Genomic DNA, 24,706 nt, shown 5'->3' with positions numbered 1-24,706 from the left:
GCGCGTTCCCTCACTTGATCCCGGTGAAGCCGATGGAGCTGACGATGCGGCGGGCGAAGCAGGCGAACAGCACCAGCATCGGCAGCGCGGCGATCAGCGTCGCCGCCATGAGCCCCGACCAGTCGACGCCGGTCGCCGGGGTCTGCGCCCGGAAGACCGCCAGCGCCACGGTGAGCACGCGCGAGCTGTCGCTGTAGGAGACCATCAACGGCCAGAAGTAGTCGTTCCAGGAGGTGATGTACGTCAGCACGCCCAGCGTGATGATCGGCGTGGACGCCATCGGCAGGACGACCCGGAAGAAGACCTTGACCTTCCCGGCGCCGTCGAGGAGGGCGGCCTCCTCGACCTCCCGGGGGATGTTCATGAAGAACTGCCGCAGGAAGAACACCGCGAACGGGGTCATGAAGACACTGGGCAGCGCGATGCCCAGGAGCGTGTCCACCAGGTGGAGTTGCTTGATGAGCACGAAGTTGGGCAGCAGCGTGAAGATGGTCGGCACCATCAGCCCGGCCAGGAACAGACCGAACACCTTGTCCCGGCCACGCCAGCGCAGCCGTGAGAAGGCGTACGCGGCCATCGCGGAGAAGAAGATCTGGCAGCCGGTGATCAGGGTCGAGACGATCACCGAGTTGAGCAGGTAGCGCCAGAAGTCGAGCCCGCCGCCCGCGCCGCCCTGCGCGACCGCCTCCTCGGCCGACTGCAGACCGAGGGCCCGCTGGAAGCCGGTGCCGGTGAGATCGACGGGCAGCGGATCGGTGGGGTCGGCGCTGAGACCCGCGTTCGTGGAGAGCGCGGTGCGCAGGATCCAGTAGAACGGCAGCAGGGTGATGAGGACGATGAGCCCCATCAAGGCCCAGGCGGCGGCCCGCCCCGGGGAGAACCTGCGCCTGACCGGCCGTACGGTCGTCGAGGTCGTTGTCACGGCAGCCATCTCGCGGTCTCCTTCCGTCAGCCGAGGTCGGTCTGGCCGGCCCGGGTGAGCCGGTACTGCAGGACGGTGATCGCGCTGAGCACGACCAGCAGGGCGACGGACATCGCCGAGGCGTAGCCGAACTGGAAGCGGCCGAAGGCGGAACCGTAGATGTAGTACTGGAGCACGTTCGTGGCGTTCGCCGGACCGCCCGCGGTCGTCACGGCGACCGTGTCGAACACCTGGAACGAACCGATCACCGTCATGATCAGAACGACCGCCAGGACCGGGCGCAGCAACGGCATCGTGATCCGCCAGAACATGCGCCACTCGCTCGCGCCGTCCACCTTCGCGGCCTCGTACATGTCGTTCGGGATCGCCTGAAGACCGGCGAAGAGCAACAGGGCGGTGTAGCCGACGTGCCGCCAGACGTTGATCAGGGCGATGGTGGGGATCGCCCAGGTCTCGTCGGCGAGGAACGGGATGCGGTCCACGCCGAGGGCGCTGACGATCTCGTTCCCGATGCCGAGCTGGGTGTCGAGGATCCACAGCCAGACCAGGCCGGCGACGACGTTCGACATCAGGTACGGGGTGAGCACGATGCCCCGCAGCAGCGCCGACTGGGTCAGCCGCTGGAGCAGGACGGCGATGGCCAGCGCCGCCACCGTCTGGACGCCGATGTTGATGAAGACGTACTCGACGGTGACCGTCAACGAGTTCCAGAAGATCGGGTCGTTGACCATCCGCACGTAGTTGTCGAGCCCCACCCACTCCGGCGGCGTGAGCAGGTTGAAGCGCGTGAAGCTCAGATAGACGCCCCGCAGCGTCGGCCAGAGCAGGAAGACCAGGAACCCAAGCAGCGCCGGAGCGATGAACACCGCGGCGAGCCGCCCGTCTCCCTGGTCCTCGCGGGAGCGGGCCCGCGTCCTCGACTTGATCCCTGCCCCCTCGGCGTCGCCCATAGGCAGACGCGACGGAGGGCTGCTGGACGCGATGGTCATCGGGAGACTCCCTCGTCTGCGGCTCGTCCTCGGCCACTTACTTTTGTGGCGAAAGAATCAAGCCGTCAAGAGCCGTGCCAACATCTTCACCAGGCCATGCCGACCGCCTTAGACTGGCGTGGTTGCTTTTGTGGAGAAAAAAATCATGTGGGAGCCTGACGACCATGACCGCAGCAGCCGCCAGCTGGCTTCCCCTCAGCCCCGGTGAGCGCTCGGTGGCGATCGAGGTGCTCCTCGGTGGCCCTGTGTCGCGCACCGAACTCGCCCGGCGGCTCGACCTGTCCGCCGGCAGCCTCACCCGGCTGACCAAACCGCTGATCGAGTCGGGCCTCCTCGTCGAGGTCCCCGAGGCGGGCGCCCCGGCGGAGGTGCGTCAGGGCCGCCCGTCCCAGCCGCTGGACGTCGTCGCCGAATCGCGCTCCTTCATCGGCTTCAAGATCACCGACGACATGGTCTACGGCGTCGTCACCACCCTCAGGAGCGAGATCGTCGCCCGCTACGACCGCCCCCTCACCACCCACGACCCCGCCGAGGTCGTGGACCTGCTGGGGAAGATGGCCGACGAGCTCGCCGCCGACCACCCCCGGCTGGCCGGCATCGGCATCGGCGTGGGCGGTCTCGTCGAGGACCGTGCCGTGGTCGGGGAGTCCCCGTTCCTGCACTGGAGCGACGTCCCGCTCGCCGAACTGGTCGAGGAACGCACAGGGCTGCCGGTCGTCGTGGAGAACGACGTGGCCGCCCTCGTCGAGGCGGAGACCTGGTTCGGCGCCGGACGCGGCCTCGACCGCTTCGTCGTCCTCACCATCGGCGCCGGCGTCGGCTACGGGCTGGTCCTGGGCGGCAAACGGGTGCCGTACGCCGAGGAGGACCGGGGCTTCGGGCGGCACTGGATCGTGAACCCCAACGGTCCGCTCACCCCCGACGGGGCACGCGGCAGCGCCGTCTCCCTGCTGACCATCCCCAACATCCGCTACCAGGTGCAGGCCGCCACCGGCCGCGACCACACCTACGAGGAGATCCTCGAGCTCGCCGCGGCGGGCGAACCCATGCCCTCCCGTGTCATCGGGGAGGCGGCCCATGCCCTCGGCACCCTGGTCGCCCAGATCGGCAACTTCGTGCTGCCGCGGAAGATCCTGCTCGCCGGAGAGGGGGTGGGCCTCATGGACGTCGCCGGCGAGACTGTGACGGAGGCCATCCGCGCTCAACGGCACCCACTGGCCGCCCCCCTCGTCCTGGAGACCAAGGTGTCCGACTTTCACGACTGGGCGCGTGGTGCCGCCGTTCTGGCGATCCAGGTGCTGGTGCTCGGGGCGGCGGACGCCTGAACTCCTCGATCCGCGTGGACAGATGGACGTGATCAGCAACACGGCCCGATATGTCCGTATTGTGCGAGCTTGCTCACAGTGCCTTCACCTCGGGAGCCGTATGCTTCACACCATGTCCACCACTGTTGAATTCGCCTCCGATCGCTCGGCTGACGAGGTCAACGAGGAGATCCGGGCGCTGTGGCGCCGGGCGGGCGGGACACTGAGTGTCGAGGAGCGCGAGGAGTACCAGCGCCTCGTCCTGGAGTGGGCCGCCGCGGTCCCGCGGCCGGCGAAGGCGGCCTGAGCACCAGCCTCAGCGGCCGCCCGAGCACCGTCCTCGGCGCGCCTCGCCCGGCATCGGAACACCCTCCCGGGGCACTCCTGACCGGATGGGTGCCTTTCTCGCACTGACCTCGGCCGTCTGTTACGGCATCGTCGACTTCGCCGGCGGCATGCTCTCCCGGCGCGCCCACTTCACCGCCGTCACCCTTCTCGGCCAGCTCGGCGGGCTGCTCCTCGCCCTCGCCGCCGCCCTCCTCGTCCCCGCCGGTGCCGTCCGCCCGGCGGATCTGCTGTGGGGAGCGCTGTCCGGCGTCGGCAGCGGGGCGGCGATGCACTTCCTCAACCGGGGCCTGAGCCGGGGCGCGATGAGCACGGTCGTTCCCGTGAGCGCCGTCACCTCCGTCGCGCTGTCCGTGCTGTGCGGGGTGCTCCTGCTCGGCGACCGGCCCGGGGCCCTGGCCTGGACCGGCTTCGCGGTCACCGTGCCCGCGCTGTGGCTCGTCGCGGACGACCGGGGCGGGCCGCGGCCGAGCGACGGCGAAAGGCATCGCAAGGGGCCGGTCGACAAAGCCGCGACCGGCCTCGACGCCGGGACTGCCCGGCGCCCGCAGCGCACCGGGAGCCCCCCTCGGCCGGGGCCGGCCCGCGGCGTGAGCGACGGGCTGCTCGCCAGCGCCGGTGTCGCCGTGCAGTACCTCGCGCTCGGCCAGGCCGGTGCGTCGAGCGGGCTGTGGCCGGTCGTCGCGGGCCGCGTCGCCGCCGTACTCGTGCTGCTGCCGGTCGCCGCCCGGCACCGCCGGGAACTGCGGCTGCCGGCACGGCGATGCGTCCAGGCGCTGCTGGTCGGAGCGGGAGCCGCGCTCGGCCTCAGCCTCTATCTGCTCGCCGCCCAGCGGCAGTTGCTGGCGGTCGCCGTGGTCCTCGCCTCTCTCTATCCGGCACTGCCCGTCGTGCTGGGGTTCGTCCTGCTGCGCGAACCCCTCACCGGGCGACGGGCGATCGGGCTGGCCGGCGCGGCGGCGGCCACCGTTCTGCTGACCCTGGGCTGACGAGCCGGCCCCGTCAGCTCCAGGTCGCCGAGTAGTAGCGCCGGTACGCCTTGCGGTCCTGCTCCGCGCGGATGAAGCGGGTCGCCACCAGCGCGACCATGCTTCCCGCGATGACCAGCAGTCCGGGTCCGACGTTCTTCGGGTCCGCGAGCCGCGACAGCAGGGTCGACGCATCGACGTCGATGATCGGGGTCGACGAGCCGGGCGACGCCGCACCGGGTGCGATCGCGCTCTGTGTGGCCGACGCGGACGGCGTCGGAGCGGGTGAGCCGCTCTGCTGCCCGGAGCCGCTCGGTGCCGCGACGATCAGCTTCATGCCCAGCGAGTCCAGCGCCTTCGTCACCGGCTGGAAGAAGGTCGTACCGCCCGCGTTGCAGTCGCCGCTGCCGCCCGACGTCACACCCAGCGCGATCCCCTCGGAGAACATCGGACCGCCGCTGTCCCCGGGTTCGGCGCACACGTTCGTCTCGATGAGCCCCGTGACCGTGCCCTCCGGGTAGTTGACCGTCGCGTCGACCGCGGTCACCTCACCGTCGCGCAGCCCGCTCGTGCTGCCGCTGCGGAACACCCGCTGCCCCACGGCCGGATCGGCCAGGCCCGTGATCCGCACACCCTTGCCGTCCCCGATGGACACGACCTCCGCGCCGGCGCCCGCGTCCCCGCTCGCATACTCCACCAGGGAGTAGTCGGCGCCGGGGAAGTTCTGCTTGACGGTCCGGCCGATCTGCTGAGTGCCCCGGTTGTCGGCGAACCACACGGAACCGTCCGGCCCGCAGTGCCCGGCCGTGAGAATGAAGTCGCGCTCTCCGTCGGTGACATTGAAGCCGGCCGAACAGCGCCCGGCGGTCGACAGCAGCGGCAGCGCGCCGTTGAGCCGCGTGGTGAACGTGCCCTCGGTGCGCTCCATGCGGACGAAGCCGCCCATGCCGTCCGCGAGCTTCGTCATCCGGGACCAGTCGGCGGCCGAGACGGTGCTGTCGCCCCGTACCACCACCTCGTTGGACCGGTAGTCCATGACCCATGCCGTGCCGGCCACCCGGGGCGCCGAACGCAGCGTCGACGTCGCCGACTTCAGCTCGTCCATGCTGTGGTCGACCATCTTCGCCTCGGCACCGGCCCGCCGTACCTCGGCCGCCGCCTCCTCATCGGTGACCGCGACGACCGGCTTGCCGTCGGACCCGATCCAGGTGCCCGCCGTACGGGAAGAGCCCAGCCGTGAGACCAGATCGGTGCCGGTGCCGGTGCCGGTGCCGGTGCCGGCGGACGAAGCGGCGTAGGTGCGTGGGTCGGTGGAGCCGTCGGGGGGTTCGCTCGCCACGGCGCGTGTGACCATCGTTCCTCCGAGGAGGAGTCCGCCGACGGCCGCCAGCCGTGTCACTCGCCGGACGAGACGTCGTCGTGCGTGCCTCATGCATGGCTCCCGAACCAGTACAGCGCGGCGGCAACGCCGCGGGGCCCTCCCGGAGTTGAGCACCCTCTCTCCATACGTGGCCCGGCCCGCCCGCGTTCACCGCACACGTGATCGTTCTCGCGCCGGCGCCCGCACCCGCCACCGACCGCTCCCCGTCCTCACTGTTCCCGGCCACCGCACAGGCCTCTATCTTTGGGCCCCATGACCAGGATCCCGTACGTAACGTCCGGTGAACCGAATCCCTTTCGCGCACTCACCCTCGACCGGCTCCGATGCCGTACGAGCATGAAGTGGCGCGCCTACCCCGACGACGTCCTGCCACTGTGGGTGGCCGAGATGGACGTACCGCTCGCCGAACCCGTCGTGCGGGCGCTCACCGACGCCCTCGCGCTGGGCGACACCGGCTACCCGGCGGGCACCGGCTACGCCGAGGCGCTGGCCGGATTCGCGGCCAAGCGGTGGGGCTGGGACGGGCTGGCCGTGGAGCGGACGGCGATCGTGCCGGACGTGATGCTCGGTGTGGTCGAAATGCTCAAACTGGTCACCTCGCCGGGCGATTCGGTCGTCGTGAACCCACCCGTGTATCCGCCGTTCTACCAGTTCGTCGAGCACATGGACCGACGGGTGCTCGAGGCCCCGCTGGGTGTGGACCTGCGCATCAACCTCGACGCTCTTGACGAAACGTTCCGGCGGGCGGTCGCCACCGGCCGGAGCGCCGCCTTCCTGCTGTGCAGCCCCCATAACCCGACCGGCACCCTGCACACCGCGGACGAACTCGCCGCCGTGGCCGCCCTCGCCGACCGCCATGGCGTGCGCGTCGTCGCCGACGAGATACACGCACCGATCACCGCCGACGGTGCCGGGTTCGTGCCGTACCTGAGCGTCCCGGGCGGCGAGCGAGGGCTGTCGCTGATGTCGGCGTCGAAGGCCTGGAACCTGGCCGGTCTCAAGGCGGCCCTGGCCGTCGCCGACCTGGCCCGCCTGCCCGAGGAGGTGGGCCACGGGCCCAGCCACCTCGGCGTCATAGCCCACACCGCCGCCCTGCGTGACGGCACCGGCTGGCTCGACGCCCTGCTGTCCGCACTCGACGACAACCGGCGCCTGCTCGCCGACCTCCTGGCCGAGCACCTCCCGGCGATCACCTACCGCCCCGGCGAGGCCACCTACCTCGCCTGGCTCGACTGCCGCGCCCTCGGCTTCGGCGACGGCGTCGACCCGGCCGACGTCTTCCTGCGCCGCGGCCGGGTGGCGCTCAACTCCGGGATCCCGTTCGGCACCGGAGGAGCCGGGCACGTACGGCTGAACCTGGCGACGTCGCCGGAGCTGATCAGGGAAGGCGTACGGCGGATGGCGGCGGCGCTCGACCGGGACGGCACGGGCCGGGACATGGGCGGTGACGGCAGGGGGTGAGGGCGCCGGTCGGCACCTCCACCCCACCTGCCTACACTTCCCGCCATGGACGACACGTCGCTGGAACAGCTCGGCGCGGGCACGTACCTGCTCATCACCAGCTACCGCAAGAACGGCACCGGTGTCGCCACGCCGGTCTGGGTGGTCCGCGACGCGGACGCACTCGGCGTGTGGACGGTCGCCGACTCCTGGAAGGTCAAGCGCATCCGCGCCCGCGGCGACGTCCTCGTCGGCCCCTGCGACCTGCGCGGCAGGCCCACCGGCGACCAGGTCCCCGCCACCGCCGAGATCTGCGACGAGGCGACCAGCGCCCGCTACCGCCGGCTCATCGCCCGCAAGTACGGGATCACCGGCCGCCTCACGCTGCTCGGCAGCCGACTGCGCCGCGGTGTCGACGGCACGGTCGGCATACGCATCACGCTGACGCCCTGACCTGTCGGCCCACGTCACCCGGGGCTCAGGTCCAGGCCCGGTAGGGCTCGTCGATCAGCTGGAACACCGGCTCGCCCCGGACCGGGTCCTTCGCCGTGGAGAGCCGGACCCGGTCCCCGCTGTGGATGCCGATGGGCGGGCCCATGACCCGGCCGCGCACGACGAACCCCTCGGCCATCTCGACGAGCGACACATTGCGCGCGGCGGGGGTGTTGCGGTGGACCACCGTCGAGTGGCGTACCGTCCCCACGCCCTCGCTGCGCTCCGTGCGCAGGTCGCTGCCCTGGCAGACCGGACACAGCAGCCGGTGGTACATCGCGGTGCCGCACCAGGTGCAGCGCTGGAAGAGGACGGCCTCCGTGGCCGGGGCCGCGGGGTCGAGTACGCCGGTCGCGGAACCGGCGGTCTGACGAGCAGCAACGCTTCCTGAGTGGTGGTACACGCTGGTCAACTCCCTGCGCTCGGCCGGAATCCCACGTGCGCGGGACACCCGTGCACGCACGTGCCCGGTTCGCCGTGCCACCGCGCACAGCGTCAGCGTATGGCACTCAGTGCCACAGGTAAAGGCACTCCGTACCCTGAATCTGTCCGGGATTTCGGATCAGTCGCGCCCGAGCGTGGCCTCGATCTCCTGGACGACCCGCCACAGCGGGGCGCCGCGCCGGGACACGACGACCACCACGTCGTCCGGCTGCTCGTCGTCGGCGGGGCGCGGGGGAGGGGCGGCGCCGAAGGCGGTCTGCACATACCCCAGGGCGTGGTCCACCGCGGCGCTCGCGTCGCCCTGGCCGTCCGAGCGCAGCCACGAGCGCAGCGCGTTGTTGTGCGCCGCGACCACGGCGGCGGCGATCACATCGGCCTGCAGGGTCCCGTCGCGCCGGCCGGCGAAGCGCTCGCGCAGATACTCGGCCAGGGCGCGCTCGTAGCGCCACACCACCGACAGCTCGTAGGCGCGCAGCCCCGGCACCTGCTTGGTGAGCCGGTAGCGCTGCACCGAGAAGGTCGGGTTCTCCGCGTACATGCGCAGCACCAGCCGGGCCGCGTCGCACACCCGGCGCACCGGCTCGTGCTCCTCGCCGCTCGCCGCGAGGAAGGCCGTCATGTCGGCCAGGCACCGTTCGTGGTCGGGGAAGACGACGTCCTCCTTCGACGGGAAGTAGCGGAAGAACGACCGCCGTCCGACACCGGCCAGTGCCACGATGTCGTCGACGGTCGTCTGCTCGTAGCCCCGCTCCAGGAATAGCTGGAAAGCGGCCGCGACCAGCGCTTCCCGCATCGGGGGCTTCGCCGCCCCGGCCTCCGTCTTCTCGTCGCGGCCGGGCGACGCGCTGCTGGTGCTCATGGACGGGAACGTAGCACCAGAGCCAGGCCCATGGCACTCAGTGCGCTGTTGGAAGGGTACTGAGTGCTGCCAGTTCCTCGTCCGACGCCGGTTCGCCCGAGTCGGGCAGCAGTTGGGGGATGCCGTCGATCACGGGATAGCGGCGGCGCAGGCGGGGGTTGTAGAGGGCGGAACCCGGTTCGTCCAGGACCAGCGGGCCCTTGTCGAGGGGGCAGACCAGGATCTTCAGCAGCGGGTCGTCGGGCTTCATGAGCGCTTCCCTTCGGGGGTGGGGCGGTGCGTGTCGTGTCGCGGCAGGGTGAGGACGACGGCCAGGGCGAGCGCGGTGCCGCCCAGGCGCAGGGTGAGCCGCAGCGGGTCCTGCGGGAGCGGCTCGCCGAACGCGACCGTGCCGCTCGCCACGCTGAACACGCAGGTGACGGTGGTGCACACGGGCACGATCAGCGAGGCCCGGCAGCGTTGCAGGGCGGTCTGCGAGAGCACGAGGCCGAAGGCCCCGGTGAGGAGCAGGAGGTAGGGGTAGGGGGAGGTGAGCAGGGCCGGTACGGCGGCGTCGAGACCGGCGGTGGTCAGCCGGCCCGAGACGCCCTTGATCGCGAGCGAGCTCACCCCGTACAGCAGCCCGATCGCCACGGCGTACCCCACGCCCGTCGTCGGCGTCCGATGGCGGCGCCGGGCCCGCCGTTCGGCCGTGCCGTACAGCCACAGGCCGAGGGCGAGCGCCGGTACGCACAGGGCGAGCAGGGTGCCGGTCGGGGCGGTGCGGGAGACCGACTCGGTGCTGTCGTGCAGCGACGCGACCGTCATCAGCAGCGCCAGTCCGATGACGGCGAGACCCCGTCGCTCCGCGGCCGTCAGCCGCTCGCCCAGCACCACCGAGGAGAGCAGGAGCAGCAGCACCAGCCCGGAGACGAACAGCCCTTGCGCCGCCGCGATCGGCAGGACCCGGTAGACGGCCAGCTGAGCGGCGAACCCCAGGGCCAGGGACAGCGCGCCGCCGATCCACAGCGGGCTCCCGGCGAGCAACCGCAGCGCCCGGCCCGGCCGTGCGGCGCGCAGCGGCGGCAGACCGGCCAGCGCCCGCTTCTCCAGCACGAACCCGGTGCTGTAGAGGACGTTCGCCAGCAGCGCCGCGACCACTCCCCAGACCACGGCGCTACCTCCTCCTGGCGTGCACGAGGAGGATCGAGGAGAGGGACGGCAGCCGGCAGGCCAGCCGGTCGAGTGGGCGCAGCGGACGTGGAACCCCGTGGAAGGGAGCGCCCTGAAGCCGTACGACGTCGAAGCCGGACGCGGTCACGAACTCCCGCAGCGCACGCGCCGTGAACAGCCGTAGATGGCCCACCACTTGGCTGCCCGGCCTGCCGTGGACGCGGCGCAGGCTCACCTCCGAGAAGACGGGCTGGACCCCGCCGAGCAGCAGTGCCCGGTTGTACCAGGCGGCGAGGTTCGGCGTGGAGAGCATCAGATGGCCGCCCGGCCGCAGCACCCGGCGCAGCTCGTCGAGGGCGCCGTCGGGGTCGACGAGGTGCTCGACGACCTCGCTGAACAGCACCGCGTCCGCACTGCCGGACGCGAACGGGAGCCCGCCGTCGGACAGTTGGCCGCGCACCACCAAGGGCAGCCGCCGCGCCGCCCGGCGCAGCGCGTCCTGCGACCAGTCGACGCCCACGATCCGGTGCCCGTCCAGGACACGCGCGGCGACGGCCGCCGCCGAGCCGTCCCCGCACCCCACGTCGAGCACGGTGGCGGGCGGGTGGCCCGGCCCCACCGGACCGAGCGCGCGGGCCAGCATCCGCGCCTGCCGCAGGCTGCGGTCCTCGCCGGAGGCGACCGGTACGGCCGGGTCCTCGTAGAAGTCCCGAAGTCCCGGGGTGGGAGCCGTAGCGGTCGGGGACGGGGGTGATGTGGTCATGGCGCGCTCCGAGGGCCGTACGTCAGCAAGAGGCACTCCTCGAAGAGACGGGCCAGGGCGGCGCCGGCCGTGTCGTCGAGGAGGTCGCGCGACCAGCGCAGCGTCATGTGCAGCCGTCCGCCGGTGGAGGCCGCCGCCAGGCTCAGTCCGCGGGGCAGGCGGGCGGGCGCGGAGAACCACACGGCACGGGCCCGCCCCGCCTCGCCGAAGTCCAGCGGATACGGCACCCGCCCGACGTTGCTGAGCAGCAGGGTCGACGTCCATGGGGCGGCGGCCCGGCGCACTCCACGCGTGAGCGCGCCGCGCACCCCGACCGGAAGGAGAGGGGCCGTCAGCAGGGCCGCCCCCGGTCCGAGTGGTGCGCGCGCTCGCGACTTCAGCGCCCGGGTGCGCTGGGCGGTGGTGTGCAGCAGCCGGGTCACGGCCGCCGGATCGGGATGCCGTGCCAGGAGCAGCGGTGCGTCGGACAGGTCCTCGGGGGTCATCGGCACCTCGGCGAGCCGTGTCCCGTTCCCCAGGGGCATCGTCAGGTCGCGCGGGCGGTCGTCCACGGGCATGGTGATCCGCACCGGGCGGCCGGGCCTGCCGTGCGACCGGTTCCAGCGGCTCGCCATCAAGGAGGCGGCGACCAGGAGCTGGTCGTTGACGGTCCACGGAGCGGCCGGGGCCGGTGGCGGCAGGGGCAGGTCCAGCAGGAGCATGCCGTTCGCCGCAGCACTTGCTCGCCTCCGTCGGCCGGCGGTGTCGGGGGCCAGCCGTGCCGGCCGGGTCCCCCGCATACGGCCGTCCCGATGCAGCCCGGCGGGCGCCCGGTGCACGGGCGCGATGGGTGTCGTGGCCGTGCCCTCCCCGCCGTGGAGCGCGCCGTCCCCGCCGTAGAACGCGGCCGTCGTGGCGAGCACCCGCAACCCGGACGGCGCGTCGAGCGCGGTGTGGTGGAGGGTGAGCAGCAGGACGGACCGTACGGCGTCCAGGGCGACCACCTCCAGGCGCACCGGCGGCGACTCGGACAGCGGCGGGCACAGCGCGAGCGACCGCGCGCGGGCCCGGGCCAGGGCATCGGGCCCCGGCCCGGCGAAACTCACCGGGTCCACGTCCGGCGTGCCGGTCAGCTCCCACTCGTAGGACCGCCGGTACCAGCGGTGCGGCGCCTGACGCACGAGGACCCGGGAGTGGACGAGCAGCGCCCGGCGGAACGCCTCCCACAACCGCCGCGCGTCCGGTCGGCCGGGCAGATGGACCTCGATGTGGACGGTCTCCGGCTCGTCGTCGCTGAGGCAGTGCCGGGACACCTCGTCGACGGTGGGGAACGCCAGCCGCGCCGGACCCCGGGCTCCGCCGCGCCCGGTGAGGGGACCGGTCCGGACCGCGGTCATCGCTCACCGCCTCTCCCGCCGCTCCCCGGCCTTCCCGCGCCGATCGTCACGACCGCCGCGCACAGGGCCACGAGCGCCAGCACCTGGGCCACCGCGCCGAAGGCGCCGCGATCGGCGGAGACCGGCGCGCCCGCCCCCGTCGCCGCGGCGATGCCCGCCCCGGTCATGGCGGCCGCCGCGACCGGGACCAGGGCGCCGGGCCGCAGCCGGGCGACCAGCGCGAGCGCCGGGACCACCAGGGCGAGCGGCCCCGCCACCAGTGCCACGACGGCGGTCAGCGCCACCGTTCCGAGGAGCAGCCCCGGCGCCGAGGGAACTTCCGTGTGTCCGGCCGAGGTTCGAGCGGTACGCCGCCTCCCCACGAAGGCGAGTGCCACGAGCGCGGCGACACCGACCGCCCCGCCGATCAGCGCGGTCCGGTACAGCCCCGCGGGCTCGTACTCCAGGTGCACGCTGCCGGACTTCCCGGCCGGGATCAGCCAGGCCTGCTGCCAGCCGTCGAGCCGGACCGGGGTGAGCTCCTCGCCGTCCAGTGTGGCCTTCCAGCCGTCGTTGACGTTCTCGTACGTCCGCAGGTACGACGCCTCGCCCGACCCGGCGGACACGGCGACCGTCCGGCTGTCGCCGGTCCACTTCCGTACGGTGACCTCGCGGCCCGCCGCAGCGGAGACGGCACGCGGCTCGCCCCGGGAGAGCGTGACGTCCGTGATCGCGAGCGGTCCGCTGTCGTCGGCCTCCACGCGGTGCCTGCCGAAGGCCAGCTCCAGGCCGGCGCCCTTCGCCTCGTCGCTCGCGCAGAGCTCCACCCTCACCGGCCGACGCTCCGTCAGGTCGCGGACCAGCCCGGACGCCTTCGTCGGGTGGAGCGTGCCGTCGACATCGAGTGCCGGGCCCTGTCCGCAGGGCAGCGAGAAGCGGGCGTCGGCCCTGGGCCGCGGTGCACGCAGGCCGGCCAGCGCGGGCACATGCACCTCGCTGAGGCCCACGGGCAGTTGGAGCCGTTCGTCGGCGACGGGGTTGTAGAGGGTCAGCGGGGCGGTCTTGGTGACCGTGATGTCGAGGCGGTCCGTGGTGATCGCGTCGAACCGCGCCAGCCCGTCGGAGTCCACGTCGGCCGTCGCCGTGCCGTGCGGCGAGCTGATCCGCACCCGCTCGGGGCGGGAGGACAGGCCGCCCGCCGCACCGAGGACGATCTCGTCGATCTTCTTCCTGCCCGGCCAGCTCAGATGGATCACGGGCCGGTCCCCGGCGATCCAGGCCGTCGTCAGGTCGCCGTCCACCAGGTTCCGCGCGCCGAGCGCGAGGCCGCCACGGCTGGTGGAGTCGGCGGACGCGGTGATCCGCTGCCGCTGCTGCGGCGCGACGCGGTCCAGCAGACGGTCCAGCGCGTCGCCGGGCACGGCCACTGCCCGCGCCGACACCTCGTACGCGCCCGTGTCCTCCCGGGTGTGGAACTGCCGGTGCAGTCCCGCTTCTGCCGCGGCCGGAGCGAGCCCGCCCGGGTCGGTGCCGCGGTGCAGCGAGTACACCTGCGCGTCGGCCTGGATGCGCTCGGCGTCGGTCGGCAGGGCCAGCAGCCGGGTCACCTTCACCCCCGGCACGGTCACCTCGGAGAACCCGGCGCCGGACAGCCCGGGGCGCGCCGACTCGGCGTCCAGGATCTCGATCTTCAGCCACTTCGCCCGGCCCTCGGGCGCGCGGACCGACTGCCGCGCACCGTCCGGCCGCAGCGTGCTGTCGACCGAACCCCGGTCCGTCTCGATCCGCACCCGGCTGGGAGCGGGCCGCGTGGCGTCCGCGGGGAGAGGAGCCAGCTGGAGCGACGCCGGCAGGTCGGTCGGTGCGGTGAAGTCCACGCGCAGCCACTGCCCGGTCGGCTCACCCGGACTGCCTTCGGCCCACGCGGTCCCCGGATCGCCGTCGAAGGCGTTCACCGGGTCGTACTGCGGCAGCTGGAACAGCCAGTTCCCACTGCTGGACGCGGTCACCGACGCCGCACCACGCAGTACGGCCGTCGTCTGGTGGCCGGCGCCCTGCGTGGGCAGGATCTGCTTCGGCTGCTCGCCCGGGTTCTGGAGACTGCCGGAGGGGTTCCGCTCGGTGGCGGTATACGTGTACGAGGTGTGGGAGTTGACCAGGCCGAAGCGGGTGTCGGCGCGGCGCAGTCCGTCGGCCTCGGCCTTGACCGCCGGCGTGTCGACGCCGGGGTGGGCGTCCCCCGCCAGCACGGCGGGACGGTCGCGCAGCGCCGGGTCGGCGGAGAGCTGGAGCAGTGCCTCGGGGCCCCCGCTCACCACGGCCGTGTCGGCGGCCGCGTCGACCCCGACGAGCCCCGGCCGATCGGCGGCACCCTCGGGCTCGTAGATCTCGACCGCCTGGAGGCGCGGGTAGAGGCCCTGCACCTGGACGGGGGTGTCGGCGGGGATGCGTCCGGCGGTCACGAGCGGGCCGAAGCCGGCGGCCTTGCGGTAGCCGGAGGCCTCCAGGGTCCGCCGGACCGTCTGCGGCGGTACGTAACCGATCTGGTCGGGGTCGAGGTCGTTGCGCACGACCACCTCGTGCAGCCCGGCCCGCGCCAAGTACGCCTTCAGGCCCGGCACTTCCGCCCCCGACATCAGCGCCTGCTCGACCGCGTCCAGCGCCCGGCGCGAACCCGCGGTGCCGAACGGCACGAAGTCCCGCTGTGCCCACCGGGTCCTCGCCAGCACGTCGAAGGGCTGGTCGATCGGGGAGCCCCAGGTGTAGGTGCCGTGCGCGGTGGCCGGTACGACGAGGGCCCGGCTGTCCGCCGCGTGCTCGTCCAGCCAGTCGGCGGCCTGCTCCCAGTGGGAGGGCAGCTTGGTGAACGCGCCCGGCTGGAGGATGCCGCCGTTCACGTACGGCCACGCCAGACCCGGCAGGACGAGCAGCGCGGCGACCACCGGGACGTAGCGGCGAGAGCGCGACGCCCGGGTGCCCCGGCGCTCGGCGAGCACCGCCGTCAGGTGTGCGAGGCCCAGGGCGAGTGCGAGGGCGAGCCCCGGCTGGAACTTGTAGATGTTGCGGAACGGCCTGAGCGGACCGTCGAGCCACCCCTGCACGGTCTCGTGGAAGGGCGCGCCGAGGGCGCCGCCGTAGCCGGCGAGGGCGATCAGTGCGACGGCCAGCACGGTCAGCAGCAGCCAGCGCCGCTCCGGGATGTCCCGGCGGGCCAGTCCCGCCAGGCCCAGGGCGGCGGCGAACGCCGAGCCGAGCACGGCGGTGACGGACGCGGCGACGGTCCAGCCCGCCGGCAGCCAGGCCTCACCGAAGTTCAGGTACGCCACCCAGTTGCCGGCGCCGCGCAGCAGCTCGGTCGCCGACATGGTGGCGGTGGTGGTGTCCGCCTGCTCGACGTACGGCATGAAGTCCTCGCCGTAGACGCGCAGAAGCAGCAGCGGCACCGTCCACCAGGCGGTCGCCAGCACCACACCGGGCAGCCACCAGGCGAGCAGGGCACGGCGGCGGAGGCCCTTCGGGCGGCTCAGCAGATACAGGCCAACTGGCAGCAGCGAGGCCAGAGTCGAGGCGGCGTTGACCCCGCCCATGAACGGGATGAGCAGTGCGGAGCGGGCGGCGGCGATCCGTGGGCTCAGCGTCGCGGAGGCCAGGGGCAGCAGCACCCAGGGCAGCAGGGCCCCGGGCAGCGCGGCGGCGGACGTCGAGCCGACGACGACGGTGAAGGTGGGCCACAGCGCGTACGCCACCGCGCCCAGCAGCCGGGTCCCGGACGAACCGACGCCCAGCCGCTCGGCCAGCCGCAGGGCACCCCAGAACGCCGTGGTCACGACGATCGACAGCCAGAGCCGCTCGGCCAGCCACACCGGCACGTGCAGCAGGTCCGTCAGGGCGTAGTACGGCAGCATCGGGAAGGCGTAACCGACGTACTGGTTGAAGATGCCGCCGAAGCCCGCCCGGTCGTGCCACAGCTGACCCAGGTCGCCGAGGAAGCGCAGTGGATCGGCGGCCACACCGAGCTTCGTCTCGAAGGTCATCCGTCCCGGGGACACCGCGATGAAGGCCGTCAGTACGGCCGCCCAGAACCCGAACAGCAGGCGTCGTCCGCGCCGTTGGACGGGCGGGGCCGTCGGCGCGGGTGCGGGGGTGGAGTGTGCGGGAGCCTGGACGGTGGTGCTCATGAACGTGCCTCGCTGGAACGTGCCTGGTTGCCGACGGGCGTCGCCTCGGATCCGGTGCGGCGCAGGATCAGCAGGAGATTCCAGGTCGCGATCTCTCTCAGTCCGGGGATCCGGGCGACGGCACCCGGGAGGAAGGGCCAGTAACGGGATCGGGCCGAGACGACGCGTACGTCCTCGCGTCCGCGCACATGCCGCAGGGTGGGGCCGATGTGGACCGGGAAGAGGTTCTCGCCGACGGTGTGCTTGGCCTCGCGTCCGGTGCGTCGCCGGTAGCGCTCGCGGGCCCGGCGCGCTCCGAGATAGTGCCAGGGCGCCGTCTCGTGGCCGCCCCACGGGGAGAGCCAGTTGGTGAACGACAGGTAGATCAGCCCGCCCGGCCGGGTCACCCGGACCATCTCGCTGAGGAAGGTCTCCGGGTCGGCCACATGCTCCAGGACGTTCGAGGAGAAGCACACGTCCGCGACACCGTCGGGCACCGGCAGCAGATAGCCGTCGGCGACCACCGCACCCTCCGGCGGGCGACCGCGCGAGCCCAACTCGCCGAGGTCGGGCTCGAAGAGGTAGCTGTGGGCGCCCCGGCGGCGGAACTCCTCGGTGAAGTGGCCGGGGCCGCCGCCCACGTCGAGGACGAGCCGGCCCCGCAGGTCGGTGTGGCGTGCCACCTGGGCGACCGCGTCGCGCGCCAGCAGCGAGTAGCAGGCCTCGGGATCGGTCTGCTCCCGCATGAAGGCCCGGAACAGGGTGAGCGACCGGCGCAGGGAGGGGTCCTTGAGGGGACGTTCGGCTACCTCAGTCATGTGCGGCCACCTCACGCGCCGTCGGAAAGTTCGGGGGCGACCGCTGACGGGGCGCTCGGTCCGGGCGCGATGCGGGGGAGGGGCACTCCGGGCGATGTGGGCGAGCCGCCCGGCGAGGGCCGTACCGTGCGACAGGCCTCCGCGGCCACCTCACGGAACTGGCGGACGGTGCTGCTCCACCGGAAGTTCTCGGCACGCGCCTCGGCGGCACGGCCCATGACCCTACGGCGCTCCGGGCTGAGCGCGAGAGTGCACCAGGCGGCGGCGAACGAGCTCTCGCCCCCGGCCAGCACGCCCGTCACGCCGTCCACGACGGAGTCCCGCAGACCGGGTATGTCGAAGCCGACGGCCGGGGTGCCCCGCGCGGCGGCCTCGGTGACCACCAGGCCCCAGCCCTCCACCAGGGACGGATGCAGCAGCAGCCATGCCTGGCACAGCAGCCGGTGCTTCTCCGCCTCCGAGACCCGGCCGGTGAACACCACGTCCGGCCCGGCCATGGCCTCGAGCCGCTCCCGCTCGGGGCCGTCGCCGACGATGACGAGCCGCCCGCCGGTGACCGGACGCACCCGCTCCCACAGCCGCAGCAGCAGATCGATGCGCTTGTACTCGACCAGCCGCCCGACCGCGACGAACAGCGGCTCGGAGGCCTTGGGCAGCAGCGGTCCGGGTGCGTCGACGCCGTTGTGGACCACCCTGATCCGGTCCGGCGGGACACCGATGGCGCGCAGGGCCGCGGCGGTGGAGTCGGACACGGCGACCGTCAGGCTGTCGCGGTGCGGGCCGGCCAGCGCCCAGTGCTCCAGCCTGCGGCCGAGCCGGGCCATGGGGCCCGGGTAGCGCATGTCCCACAGATCGGTGTGCACATGGTTCACCAGGCACAGGGTCGGCCCCGTGTGCCACAGCGGAGCCAGGTACGGCATGCCGTTGCACACCTCCACCAGCAGGTCGCAACCGCCGACCTGACGGGCGAACGCCCGCTTGGCGCGCAGGAAGTGACCGGCGTCGCCGCCCGCCGACACCACGCGATAGTCGCGGTACGCGGCCGGACCGCCGCACAGCAGCGTGACCTGGTGGCCCGCGGCGGTGAGTCCGTCGGCGACCCGGTCGACGAGGAGTTCGGAGCCGCCGGCGGCCGGGTTGTCCAGGTCGCGGCGGGCGAGGAAGACGATCCGGCGCGGAAACGGGGAAGAGCCGGAGGCGACTTCGGCGCCGGGAGTACGGCGGCCGACGGGGCGGGGATGAGCAGTGCGGGGATGAGCGGGGGCGATCTTCTCCTGGCCGGAAACCAGGGAGGAAGCGTGCTGGGGCATCGTTGCTCCAACTCGTCGGATGCGGGAGGGCAGAGAGAGGAGGGAGAGCCGGGCGTCCGGGGGAGACACGCTGGGCGGGGACGTTGGGTGACGGTTGGTCCGGTTCCGGGAGAACGCGGATGTACTGGTTAGTAACGTAAGTTTTCGGATTGGGTGTTCGATCTGGCTACGCACGTAGGTGACAATTTGTCCCTACTCACGCCCCCGGATCAGTCACCTGTGTGAGTCCTGTCGACCCTCTGTGAGGCCTCCGGTACGGCTCGGCGCCGCCTTTCACGGACCACGAACGCCAGCCCGGCAGCCGTGAGGACACCGCCCGCGACGGTGGCGAGCGTGGGCGCGGTCTCGCCCAGGACCGCCAGTCGCCGGCTGTCGCGCGCGGTCTCGGCCACCTGGGTGCGCCGGGTCGCCTCGGTGAACTCCACCCGGTCGCTCGCCAGCAGCGTGACCGCGTCGGACGGGGCGCCGGGTGCCCGGAGCGTGATCTTCGGGGCGATGCGCGCGTTCATGATCCGGCCGGTGCGCTGCTCCACCACCAGCTCGATCCCGGCGTTGGCGTACCACTCCTCGGCCGCCACCTGCCGCTGCTTCGGCCGTCCCACCAGCGATCCGGGCACCTCGCGGGTGACACCCGTGCGCCTGGCCTGCACGGCGCCGGTGAACCGGTAGCCCTCGTGCCCGAGCACCTTCTCGGTCCCGGAGAACTTCAGCGGTACGGCCCCGCCCAGCACGCCGTCCCACCACTGGTAGGTGCGTTTCTGCACGTCGAACGGGAACTTCAGATAGGCGTCGCCCCGGAACGACGGCTGCTCGCCGCAGCAGTGCACCGGCAGGTTGGACCGCCGGTCCGTGACCCAGCGCTCGGTGGTCCACTGAAACGACCTGCGCGGGTCCCGAAGCGGCAGTGTGGTGGGGGTGTCGATCTGCGTGGAGACGTTCCACACCGCGTTCCCGCTGCGCTCCGCGGCGGCCACGTCGCCCACGATCCGGCGGGTGATCGTGATCCGCTTCCCGTGCACGGTCTTCAAAACGCCGGTGTCGAAATAGCTGCCGGTCCCGGTGAGGACCGAGTCCGTCGCGACGTCCACCGGCGTGCGCTTGACCCGTGGCTCCACGTACCGGTCGAGCAGCTGGCCGAAAACCAGCGTGAAAACGCCCAAACCGAGCAGAATCAACGGCAGAACGGAAGCTGTACGGCGCATGAGGGCACTCCGGTGGCAGCGGAAAGATGCAGACTGTGCGACGGGGCGCGAGACAGTCCGGGTCACCCGGGGCGAATCTGGCCTACCGGGGAGTAAGTAGTTATGACCGGCGAAATTAAGCCGCTATTGACCCGGTGTCAACACTGACTTAATACTGATCGTGCCGGACCGGGCCGGAACGCTGGGTGACAACCTCATCAACCGAGAGGCTCCTCGCCCCATGTCCAGAATCGTCGCCGCCCTCCTGACGTGCGCACTCTCCGCCGCCCTGGCCGCCGGCGCCGCCTTCGGCCTCGTCACCGCCCTGACCGCCGCTCCCGAGCAGCCGAACGTACCGCTGGTCACCTTCCCCGACCCGGCGGGCGACCGGTCGGCTTCCGCGCCACGCACGCCGACCACTGATCGCTGATCGCCGATCGCTAGGAGATGGTGCCCGTGCCCGCGCCCCCCGCCTGGCACAAGGTGCCCCCGGAACAGGTACGGCGGTTCGCCGACCTGGCCATGGAGCAGGTGCCGGACATCGCGGGGGACATCCTGCGGACCATGCGCCAGGAGTTCCCGAACCTCGAGCTGACGACCGACGACCTGGGTGTGCCGAAGGCACTCCTGGCGATCCGGCTCGCACTGGAGAGCTTTGTGGCGCAGTTGACCACCGACATCGAACGACCCCGCGAACTCTCCGAGGTCTTCCGGGAGTTCGGACGCAATCAGGCACTCAAGGGGCGCCGGCTCGACTCCCTCCAGGCGATCTACCGGCTGAACGTACGGCTGGCCTGGCGCAGCCTCGCCGAGCTCGGGCAGAAGGTCGAGATTCCGCCACCGGCGATGTACGAACTCGCCGAGTCCGCGTTCGAGTACCTCGACGAGCTCGTGTCCCATTCCGTGCGCGGTTACGCCGAGGTCGCCGCCGGCCAGGCGGGGGAGCGGATCCGTCGCGAGCGCCTGCTGGTCGACCTCTTGCTCACCGAACACCGCACCGACCCGTCCGACGCCCTCGCCGAACGCGCCGCAGCCGTCGACTGGGCGCTGCCCGACGAGGTCGCCGTGGCCGTCCTGCTCCGCCCGGCCCAGCAACTCGTCACGCCCGCCCTGGGCGACGAGGTCCTGCTGGACATGGACGGCGAGCAGCCCCGGCTGGTGCTGGCGGAGCCCGACGCACCCGGCCGCGTCGAGCGGCTGCACCGCGCCATGGGTGGCTGGTCCGGAGCCATCGGCCCCGCCGTACCCGTGACGCAGGCGGCCACCTCACTGCACTGGGCGGCGGCGGCCGCGCGGATGATCCAGGACGGCCTGCTGCCGCAGGGCCGGCTCCTGCGTTGCAGCGAGCACGCCGAGGCTCTCGTCCTGCTCCCTGCCGAGAAACTCATCGACGACCTCGCGCGCCGCCAGCTGGCCCGGCTGACCGAGGCCGGACCGGAACAGGCCCGCCGCCTGGCCGAGACCCTCCTCGCCTGGCTGGAGACCCAGGGCGGCGCGCCCGAGGTGGCCGCCCGGCTCGGCGTCCATCCCCAGACGGTGCGCAACCGCCTGCGGCAGATCCGGGACCTGTGGGGCGAGGACCTGGACGACCCCGACCGCCGCTTCGAACTCGAACTGGTCCTGCGAACACGCCGGTTGCGTGGGGAACTCACCGACCCGAGCGGCTGAGTGGGTGCCTGAGTGAGCGCTTTGGTGATCGTATTGATCGCAAACGATCGATACGATTGTGGGCGCAGATCGTGGGCGTAGAGTGTCCAGCTCGGGATCACGCTTGGCGTGTGCCCGTGGATCGTTCGACCGTTTGGCCCAGGGGGAACCGATGCGACTGCACGTCGACCAGCGTCATGAGCGGGTACTCGAACTCGTCCGGGAGCGGGGCGGCCTCCGGGTCTCCGAACTCGCCGCCGAACTCGGCGTCTCGGCGGTCACCCTGAGGCGGGACGTGGAGGCACTCGCCGCGCGGGGCCGGGTGCAACGGCTGCACGGTGCGGTGGTGTGGCCCGGGGATACGGCCGCCGAGGTGCGGGAGCGGTCGGAGGGCGCCGAGGGCGTGGTGATCGGAATGATCGTCCCGACTACTGGCCACATCTTCTCGGACATCGTCCGCGGCGCCCGCGAGGCCGTGGCGGCACAAGGCGGCCGCCTGGTCCTGGGGGTGTCCGGATACGTCGACGCCGAGGACCCCGTCCAGGCCGAACACCTCCTCTCGGGCGGCGCGCAGGGACTGCTCGCCGCGCCCAGCTGGTTCGGCGGAGTCCCCGAGAACGGCCAGGAGAAGTGGCTGCTGGAGCACGACGTGCCCGCCGTCCTGGTCGAGCGTCTGGCCCCGCCCGGAAACCCCGCCGCGGTGCTCGACCGGGTGCGCACGGACCGTGCCCACGGCGCCGCCGTCGCCGTGGGCCATTTCGCGGGCCTCGGACACCGCAGGATCACCGCCGTCCTGCAGGAGGGCCCGCACGCCGCCCAGATCACCGCCGGCTACCAGGCGGCCGTGCGGGCACTGGGCCTCGACGTGGACAAGGGCGCCCCGACCGTGCGCGAACACGGGGACTACGAGGCCGGCGTCGACTACCTCGTCGAGGCGGTGAAGAAGCGGCGCGTCACCGCCGCGCTGGTGCACAGCGACGAGGACGCGATCGTGCTGGTGCCGCGGCTCCAGGCATGCGGCATCCGGGTCCCGGACGACCTCGCGCTGATCGCCTACGAGGACGAGGTGGCCGGCCTCTCCGACGTACCGCTCACCGCCGTCGCGCCCCCCACCCGCGCGGTGGGGGAACTGTCCGCCAGGCTCCTGCTGGAACGCCTCGCGGAACGCCGAAGCGGGCGCGAGCCGGGACCGCGTCAACACCTCGACCTCCTCCCGGAGTTGAGGATCCGTTCGTCCTGCGGCGGTGAACCGATCGCCGAATGAGCGATCGACGATCGTTCTGATTGTTCTGCCGCCGCAGCCGAGGAGCCCCGCATGCCGTCCGCCCGCCCCCGCATCCTGTACGTCACCGACCTGGCCTACCAGGCACGCGGGCGCCGTTACTGCGACGAGGACATCCACCTCAGCTCCCGCCTGCGCGAGGACTTCGACCTCGCCCTGTGCCACCCCCGGGACGCGGCCGGCCTCATGGACGCCTTCGACGCGGTCGTCGTCCGCAACAGCGGTCCGGTGATCGCATACCAGGACGCGTACGACGACTTCCGCCGCCGGGCGATCGCCGGCGGGACGCGCGTGTACAACCCGCTCTCCGGCAAGGCGGACATGGCGGGCAAGCAGTACCTGCTCGACCTGACCGCTGCCGGATATCCGGTCATCCCCACCGTGGACCGCGCCGAGCATCTGAACCTCCTGCCCGAGGCCGAGCGGTACGTCGTCAAGCCCAGGCTCGGCGCCGACTCCATCGGGCTGCGGACGGTGGAGGCGGCGGGCGTGCGCGAGCTGGTCGACGGGGACGTGCTCGTCCAGCCCTGCGTCGACTTCGCCTACGAGGTCTCCTTCTACTTCGTCGACCACGACTTCCAGTACGCCTTGTACGCGCCGCACACCGACCGGCGCTGGCAGCTCGAGCCGTACGAACCCACCGGCGGCGACCTGGAGTTCGCCCGGCGCTTCATCGAGTGGAACGGCATCGGCCACGGCATCCAGCGCGTCGACGCCTGCCGTGCGCCGGGCGGCGAGCTTTTGCTGGTCGAGCTAGAGGACCTCAACCCCTACCTGTCGCTGGACGCCTTGGACGACCCGCGACGGGACGCCTTCGTCGCCGCGATGAAGGCGTCCCTGCACCGTTTCCTCGCCGCGCGGTCCTGACGGAGGTCGGCCGTCCGCTCACCCCGGCCGGACGGTGATCTCGCGGTGCCGGTGCTTGCGGCGAGAAAGCCGCGGCGTTACCGACGAGCCGTCATGACGGCGCTTTCCAGCAGGGGGACGTCGCGCACCCACTGGCACCCGCTCGCGCCCGCTGAACCGCCGGGGCGGCGGCCCCGTATCACTCCTCGGGGAATGGCGGAGCCCGTGAAGACGGGACGGAAGGAGAGCGGCGTGTCCACACGGCCCGACGCCGAGCAGCCCGACGAAGGGCCGACCCTGGAACCGATCCGGGTCCTGCGGCCACGCCGCACCGACGCCCTGGCGGAGCTGTTCAAGGAGTTGGAGCAGGACCGCAACGGCTACGAGAGGGTGGCTGTTCCCGGGGCCCTGCCCGGCGCGGAGGACGCGACACAGGAACTCCCGCCCGTCGCCGCGGACACGTGGATCGCACCGCTCGGCAGCGGCGCCCGTCCCGCCCCGACCGTATCCGGCCCCGGATTTCGCCGCGCCGCCGTCACGGTCGCCGTGACGGCGGCGGCGGTCATCGGTTTCGGTGGGGCGCTGCTGCTCTCCGGCCGTGGTGACGGAGCGTCGGCCGGCGACGCGGCTCCGTCCGCGACCGCCTCCACATCGGCCGCCCCCACCGAGACCGCCCCGGGCGGATCCGGCGCCGGTGACGTCGACGGCCCTGCCGTCTGCACCGCGTCCTTCCGGACCGTCAACAGCTGGCAGGGCGGCTACCAGGGCGAGGTGACGGTGACCAACGCGCCCGACTCCTCCGTCTCCGGCTGGACCGCGACGGTCGTACCGGCCGACGGCGCCCGCCTGACCCAGGTCTGGGACGGCACCCTCACCACGACCCGGGACGGCTCGGCCACGGTCGCCAACGCGTCATGGAACGGGAGGCTGGAGCCCGGTGCGAGCGTCAAGTTCGGTTTCATCGCCGACGCCTCGGCCTCGACCGGTGCCCCCTCGGCGAAGGTCACCTGCGCGGCGACGAACGACGCGTCCTGACGCCCGGCGCGGCCTC

23 protein-coding genes are annotated in these 24,706 nt (G+C 72.5%); 10 read left to right on the top strand and 13 right to left on the bottom strand.

Annotated elements, in window-relative coordinates:
• Nucleotides 1-10 precede the first annotated feature (10 nt).
• Nucleotides 11-931 (bottom strand): carbohydrate ABC transporter permease, encoded by a 921-nt coding sequence (locus QQM39_RS01185; protein WP_301994692.1) that lies wholly within the window; start codon nt 929-931, stop codon nt 11-13.
• Between the two features lie 17 nt (nt 932-948).
• Nucleotides 949-1,911: a carbohydrate ABC transporter permease gene (locus tag QQM39_RS01180; protein ID WP_301994691.1), complete on the bottom strand. Its 963-nt coding sequence runs from the start codon at nt 1,909-1,911 to the stop codon at nt 949-951.
• Between the two features lie 164 nt (nt 1,912-2,075).
• Between QQM39_RS01180 and QQM39_RS01175 the strand changes: the two genes are divergently transcribed.
• The 3 genes from QQM39_RS01175 (at nt 2,076) to QQM39_RS01165 (ending at nt 4,549) form a co-directional block, all read left to right on the top strand.
• A complete protein-coding gene (locus tag QQM39_RS01175) occupies nt 2,076-3,236 on the top strand; it encodes an ROK family transcriptional regulator (protein ID WP_301994690.1) in 1,161 nt (386 codons plus the stop codon).
• 100 nt (nt 3,237-3,336) lie between these two features.
• Entirely contained in the window at nt 3,337-3,522 is a 186-nt protein-coding gene (locus tag QQM39_RS01170) for a hypothetical protein (RefSeq protein ID WP_301994689.1), read from the top strand.
• A gap of 85 nt (nt 3,523-3,607) precedes the next feature.
• A complete protein-coding gene (locus tag QQM39_RS01165; RefSeq protein ID WP_301994688.1) occupies nt 3,608-4,549 on the top strand; it encodes an EamA family transporter in 942 nt (313 codons plus the stop codon).
• A gap of 13 nt (nt 4,550-4,562) precedes the next feature.
• On the opposite strand, the gene QQM39_RS01160 is transcribed toward QQM39_RS01165, so the two are convergent.
• Complete coding sequence (locus tag QQM39_RS01160) at nt 4,563-5,960, bottom strand: S1 family peptidase (RefSeq protein ID WP_301994686.1); 1,398 nt, start codon at nt 5,958-5,960, stop codon at nt 4,563-4,565.
• Between the two features lie 201 nt (nt 5,961-6,161).
• Here QQM39_RS01160 and QQM39_RS01155 point away from each other — a divergent pair, with 201 nt between their 5' ends.
• Both QQM39_RS01155 and QQM39_RS01150 read left to right on the top strand, forming a co-directional pair.
• Complete coding sequence (locus QQM39_RS01155; protein WP_301994685.1) at nt 6,162-7,370, top strand: MalY/PatB family protein; 1,209 nt, start codon at nt 6,162-6,164, stop codon at nt 7,368-7,370.
• A gap of 45 nt (nt 7,371-7,415) precedes the next feature.
• A complete protein-coding gene (locus tag QQM39_RS01150; protein ID WP_301994684.1) occupies nt 7,416-7,802 on the top strand; it encodes a PPOX class F420-dependent oxidoreductase in 387 nt (128 codons plus the stop codon).
• A gap of 25 nt (nt 7,803-7,827) precedes the next feature.
• Here the strand turns inward: QQM39_RS01150 and QQM39_RS01145 are convergent, their stop codons facing one another.
• The 10 genes from QQM39_RS01145 to QQM39_RS01100 all read right to left on the bottom strand — a co-directional run bounded on the left by QQM39_RS01145 (nt 7,828) and on the right by QQM39_RS01100 (nt 19,901).
• Nucleotides 7,828-8,244 carry a Zn-ribbon domain-containing OB-fold protein gene (locus tag QQM39_RS01145; RefSeq protein WP_302003434.1) on the bottom strand — a complete coding sequence of 139 codons (417 nt, stop codon included), beginning with the start codon at nt 8,242-8,244 and terminating at the stop codon, nt 7,828-7,830.
• Between the two features lie 159 nt (nt 8,245-8,403).
• Nucleotides 8,404-9,144 carry a TetR family transcriptional regulator gene (locus QQM39_RS01140; protein ID WP_301994683.1) on the bottom strand — a complete coding sequence of 247 codons (741 nt, stop codon included), beginning with the start codon at nt 9,142-9,144 and terminating at the stop codon, nt 8,404-8,406.
• A 37-nt stretch (nt 9,145-9,181) separates the two neighbouring features.
• Nucleotides 9,182-9,394 carry a Trm112 family protein gene (locus QQM39_RS01135; RefSeq protein ID WP_301994682.1) on the bottom strand — a complete coding sequence of 71 codons (213 nt, stop codon included), beginning with the start codon at nt 9,392-9,394 and terminating at the stop codon, nt 9,182-9,184.
• Nucleotides 9,391-10,296, bottom strand: coding sequence for a DMT family transporter (locus tag QQM39_RS01130; protein ID WP_301994681.1), 906 nt, complete (start codon nt 10,294-10,296; stop codon nt 9,391-9,393). The genes QQM39_RS01135 and QQM39_RS01130 overlap by 4 nt, the downstream gene beginning before the upstream one ends.
• 4 nt (nt 10,297-10,300) lie before the next feature.
• Complete coding sequence (locus QQM39_RS01125; RefSeq protein ID WP_301994680.1) at nt 10,301-11,059, bottom strand: bifunctional 2-polyprenyl-6-hydroxyphenol methylase/3-demethylubiquinol 3-O-methyltransferase UbiG; 759 nt, start codon at nt 11,057-11,059, stop codon at nt 10,301-10,303.
• A complete protein-coding gene (locus QQM39_RS01120) occupies nt 11,056-12,435 on the bottom strand; it encodes a condensation protein (RefSeq protein WP_301994679.1) in 1,380 nt (459 codons plus the stop codon). The genes QQM39_RS01125 and QQM39_RS01120 overlap by 4 nt, the downstream gene beginning before the upstream one ends.
• Nucleotides 12,432-16,592 (bottom strand): alpha-(1->3)-arabinofuranosyltransferase family protein, encoded by a 4,161-nt coding sequence (locus QQM39_RS01115; RefSeq protein WP_301994678.1) that lies wholly within the window; start codon nt 16,590-16,592, stop codon nt 12,432-12,434. Before QQM39_RS01115 ends, QQM39_RS01120 begins: the two co-directional genes overlap by 4 nt.
• Nucleotides 16,589-17,389, bottom strand: coding sequence for a class I SAM-dependent methyltransferase (locus QQM39_RS01110; protein WP_301994677.1), 801 nt, complete (start codon nt 17,387-17,389; stop codon nt 16,589-16,591). The genes QQM39_RS01115 and QQM39_RS01110 overlap by 4 nt, the downstream gene beginning before the upstream one ends.
• An 11-nt stretch (nt 17,390-17,400) precedes the next feature.
• On the bottom strand, nt 17,401-18,699 hold the full coding sequence (locus tag QQM39_RS01105; protein WP_301994676.1) for a glycosyltransferase family 4 protein: 1,299 nt from the start codon (nt 18,697-18,699) through the stop codon (nt 17,401-17,403).
• Nucleotides 18,700-18,908: 209 nt separating this feature from the next.
• Nucleotides 18,909-19,901: a DUF3068 domain-containing protein gene (locus QQM39_RS01100; RefSeq protein WP_301994675.1), complete on the bottom strand. Its 993-nt coding sequence runs from the start codon at nt 19,899-19,901 to the stop codon at nt 18,909-18,911.
• 220 nt (nt 19,902-20,121) lie between these two features.
• Here QQM39_RS01100 and QQM39_RS01095 point away from each other — a divergent pair, with 220 nt between their 5' ends.
• From QQM39_RS01095 to QQM39_RS46035, 5 genes are all read left to right on the top strand, one after another.
• On the top strand, nt 20,122-20,310 hold the full coding sequence (locus QQM39_RS01095; protein WP_301994674.1) for a hypothetical protein: 189 nt from the start codon (nt 20,122-20,124) through the stop codon (nt 20,308-20,310).
• 26 nt (nt 20,311-20,336) lie between these two features.
• Nucleotides 20,337-21,548 carry a helix-turn-helix domain-containing protein gene (locus tag QQM39_RS01090; RefSeq protein WP_301994673.1) on the top strand — a complete coding sequence of 404 codons (1,212 nt, stop codon included), beginning with the start codon at nt 20,337-20,339 and terminating at the stop codon, nt 21,546-21,548.
• Between the two features lie 151 nt (nt 21,549-21,699).
• A complete protein-coding gene (locus QQM39_RS01085; RefSeq protein ID WP_301994672.1) occupies nt 21,700-22,791 on the top strand; it encodes a substrate-binding domain-containing protein in 1,092 nt (363 codons plus the stop codon).
• A 51-nt stretch (nt 22,792-22,842) separates the two neighbouring features.
• Complete coding sequence (locus QQM39_RS01080) at nt 22,843-23,676, top strand: hypothetical protein (RefSeq protein ID WP_301994671.1); 834 nt, start codon at nt 22,843-22,845, stop codon at nt 23,674-23,676.
• A gap of 231 nt (nt 23,677-23,907) precedes the next feature.
• Nucleotides 23,908-24,690, top strand: coding sequence for a cellulose binding domain-containing protein (locus QQM39_RS46035; protein ID WP_367668841.1), 783 nt, complete (start codon nt 23,908-23,910; stop codon nt 24,688-24,690).
• Nucleotides 24,691-24,706 lie beyond the last annotated feature (16 nt).

The organism is Streptomyces sp. DT2A-34, from assembly GCF_030499515.1.
Taxonomy (GTDB): domain Bacteria; phylum Actinomycetota; class Actinomycetes; order Streptomycetales; family Streptomycetaceae; genus Streptomyces.
Note: the sequence above shows the minus strand (reverse complement) of the source record. Positions and strands in the feature narration are given on the sequence as shown.

Coding starts and splice junctions, on each gene's coding strand:
- QQM39_RS01185 (WP_301994692.1), bottom strand. CDS start 931: ATGGCTGCCGTGACAACGACCTCGACGACCGTACGGCCGGTCAGGCGC.
- QQM39_RS01180 (WP_301994691.1), bottom strand. CDS start 1,911: ATGACCATCGCGTCCAGCAGCCCTCCGTCGCGTCTGCCTATGGGCGAC.
- QQM39_RS01175 (WP_301994690.1), top strand. CDS start 2,076: ATGACCGCAGCAGCCGCCAGCTGGCTTCCCCTCAGCCCCGGTGAGCGC.
- QQM39_RS01170 (WP_301994689.1), top strand. CDS start 3,337: ATGCTTCACACCATGTCCACCACTGTTGAATTCGCCTCCGATCGCTCG.
- QQM39_RS01165 (WP_301994688.1), top strand. CDS start 3,608: ATGGGTGCCTTTCTCGCACTGACCTCGGCCGTCTGTTACGGCATCGTC.
- QQM39_RS01160 (WP_301994686.1), bottom strand. CDS start 5,960: ATGAGGCACGCACGACGACGTCTCGTCCGGCGAGTGACACGGCTGGCG.
- QQM39_RS01155 (WP_301994685.1), top strand. CDS start 6,162: ATGACCAGGATCCCGTACGTAACGTCCGGTGAACCGAATCCCTTTCGC.
- QQM39_RS01150 (WP_301994684.1), top strand. CDS start 7,416: ATGGACGACACGTCGCTGGAACAGCTCGGCGCGGGCACGTACCTGCTC.
- QQM39_RS01140 (WP_301994683.1), bottom strand. CDS start 9,144: ATGAGCACCAGCAGCGCGTCGCCCGGCCGCGACGAGAAGACGGAGGCC.
- QQM39_RS01135 (WP_301994682.1), bottom strand. CDS start 9,394: ATGAAGCCCGACGACCCGCTGCTGAAGATCCTGGTCTGCCCCCTCGAC.
- QQM39_RS01125 (WP_301994680.1), bottom strand. CDS start 11,059: ATGACCACATCACCCCCGTCCCCGACCGCTACGGCTCCCACCCCGGGA.
- QQM39_RS01120 (WP_301994679.1), bottom strand. CDS start 12,435: ATGACCGCGGTCCGGACCGGTCCCCTCACCGGGCGCGGCGGAGCCCGG.
- QQM39_RS01115 (WP_301994678.1), bottom strand. CDS start 16,592: ATGAGCACCACCGTCCAGGCTCCCGCACACTCCACCCCCGCACCCGCG.
- QQM39_RS01110 (WP_301994677.1), bottom strand. CDS start 17,389: ATGACTGAGGTAGCCGAACGTCCCCTCAAGGACCCCTCCCTGCGCCGG.
- QQM39_RS01105 (WP_301994676.1), bottom strand. CDS start 18,699: ATGCCCCAGCACGCTTCCTCCCTGGTTTCCGGCCAGGAGAAGATCGCC.
- QQM39_RS01100 (WP_301994675.1), bottom strand. CDS start 19,901: ATGCGCCGTACAGCTTCCGTTCTGCCGTTGATTCTGCTCGGTTTGGGC.
- QQM39_RS01095 (WP_301994674.1), top strand. CDS start 20,122: ATGTCCAGAATCGTCGCCGCCCTCCTGACGTGCGCACTCTCCGCCGCC.
- QQM39_RS01085 (WP_301994672.1), top strand. CDS start 21,700: ATGCGACTGCACGTCGACCAGCGTCATGAGCGGGTACTCGAACTCGTC.
- QQM39_RS01080 (WP_301994671.1), top strand. CDS start 22,843: ATGCCGTCCGCCCGCCCCCGCATCCTGTACGTCACCGACCTGGCCTAC.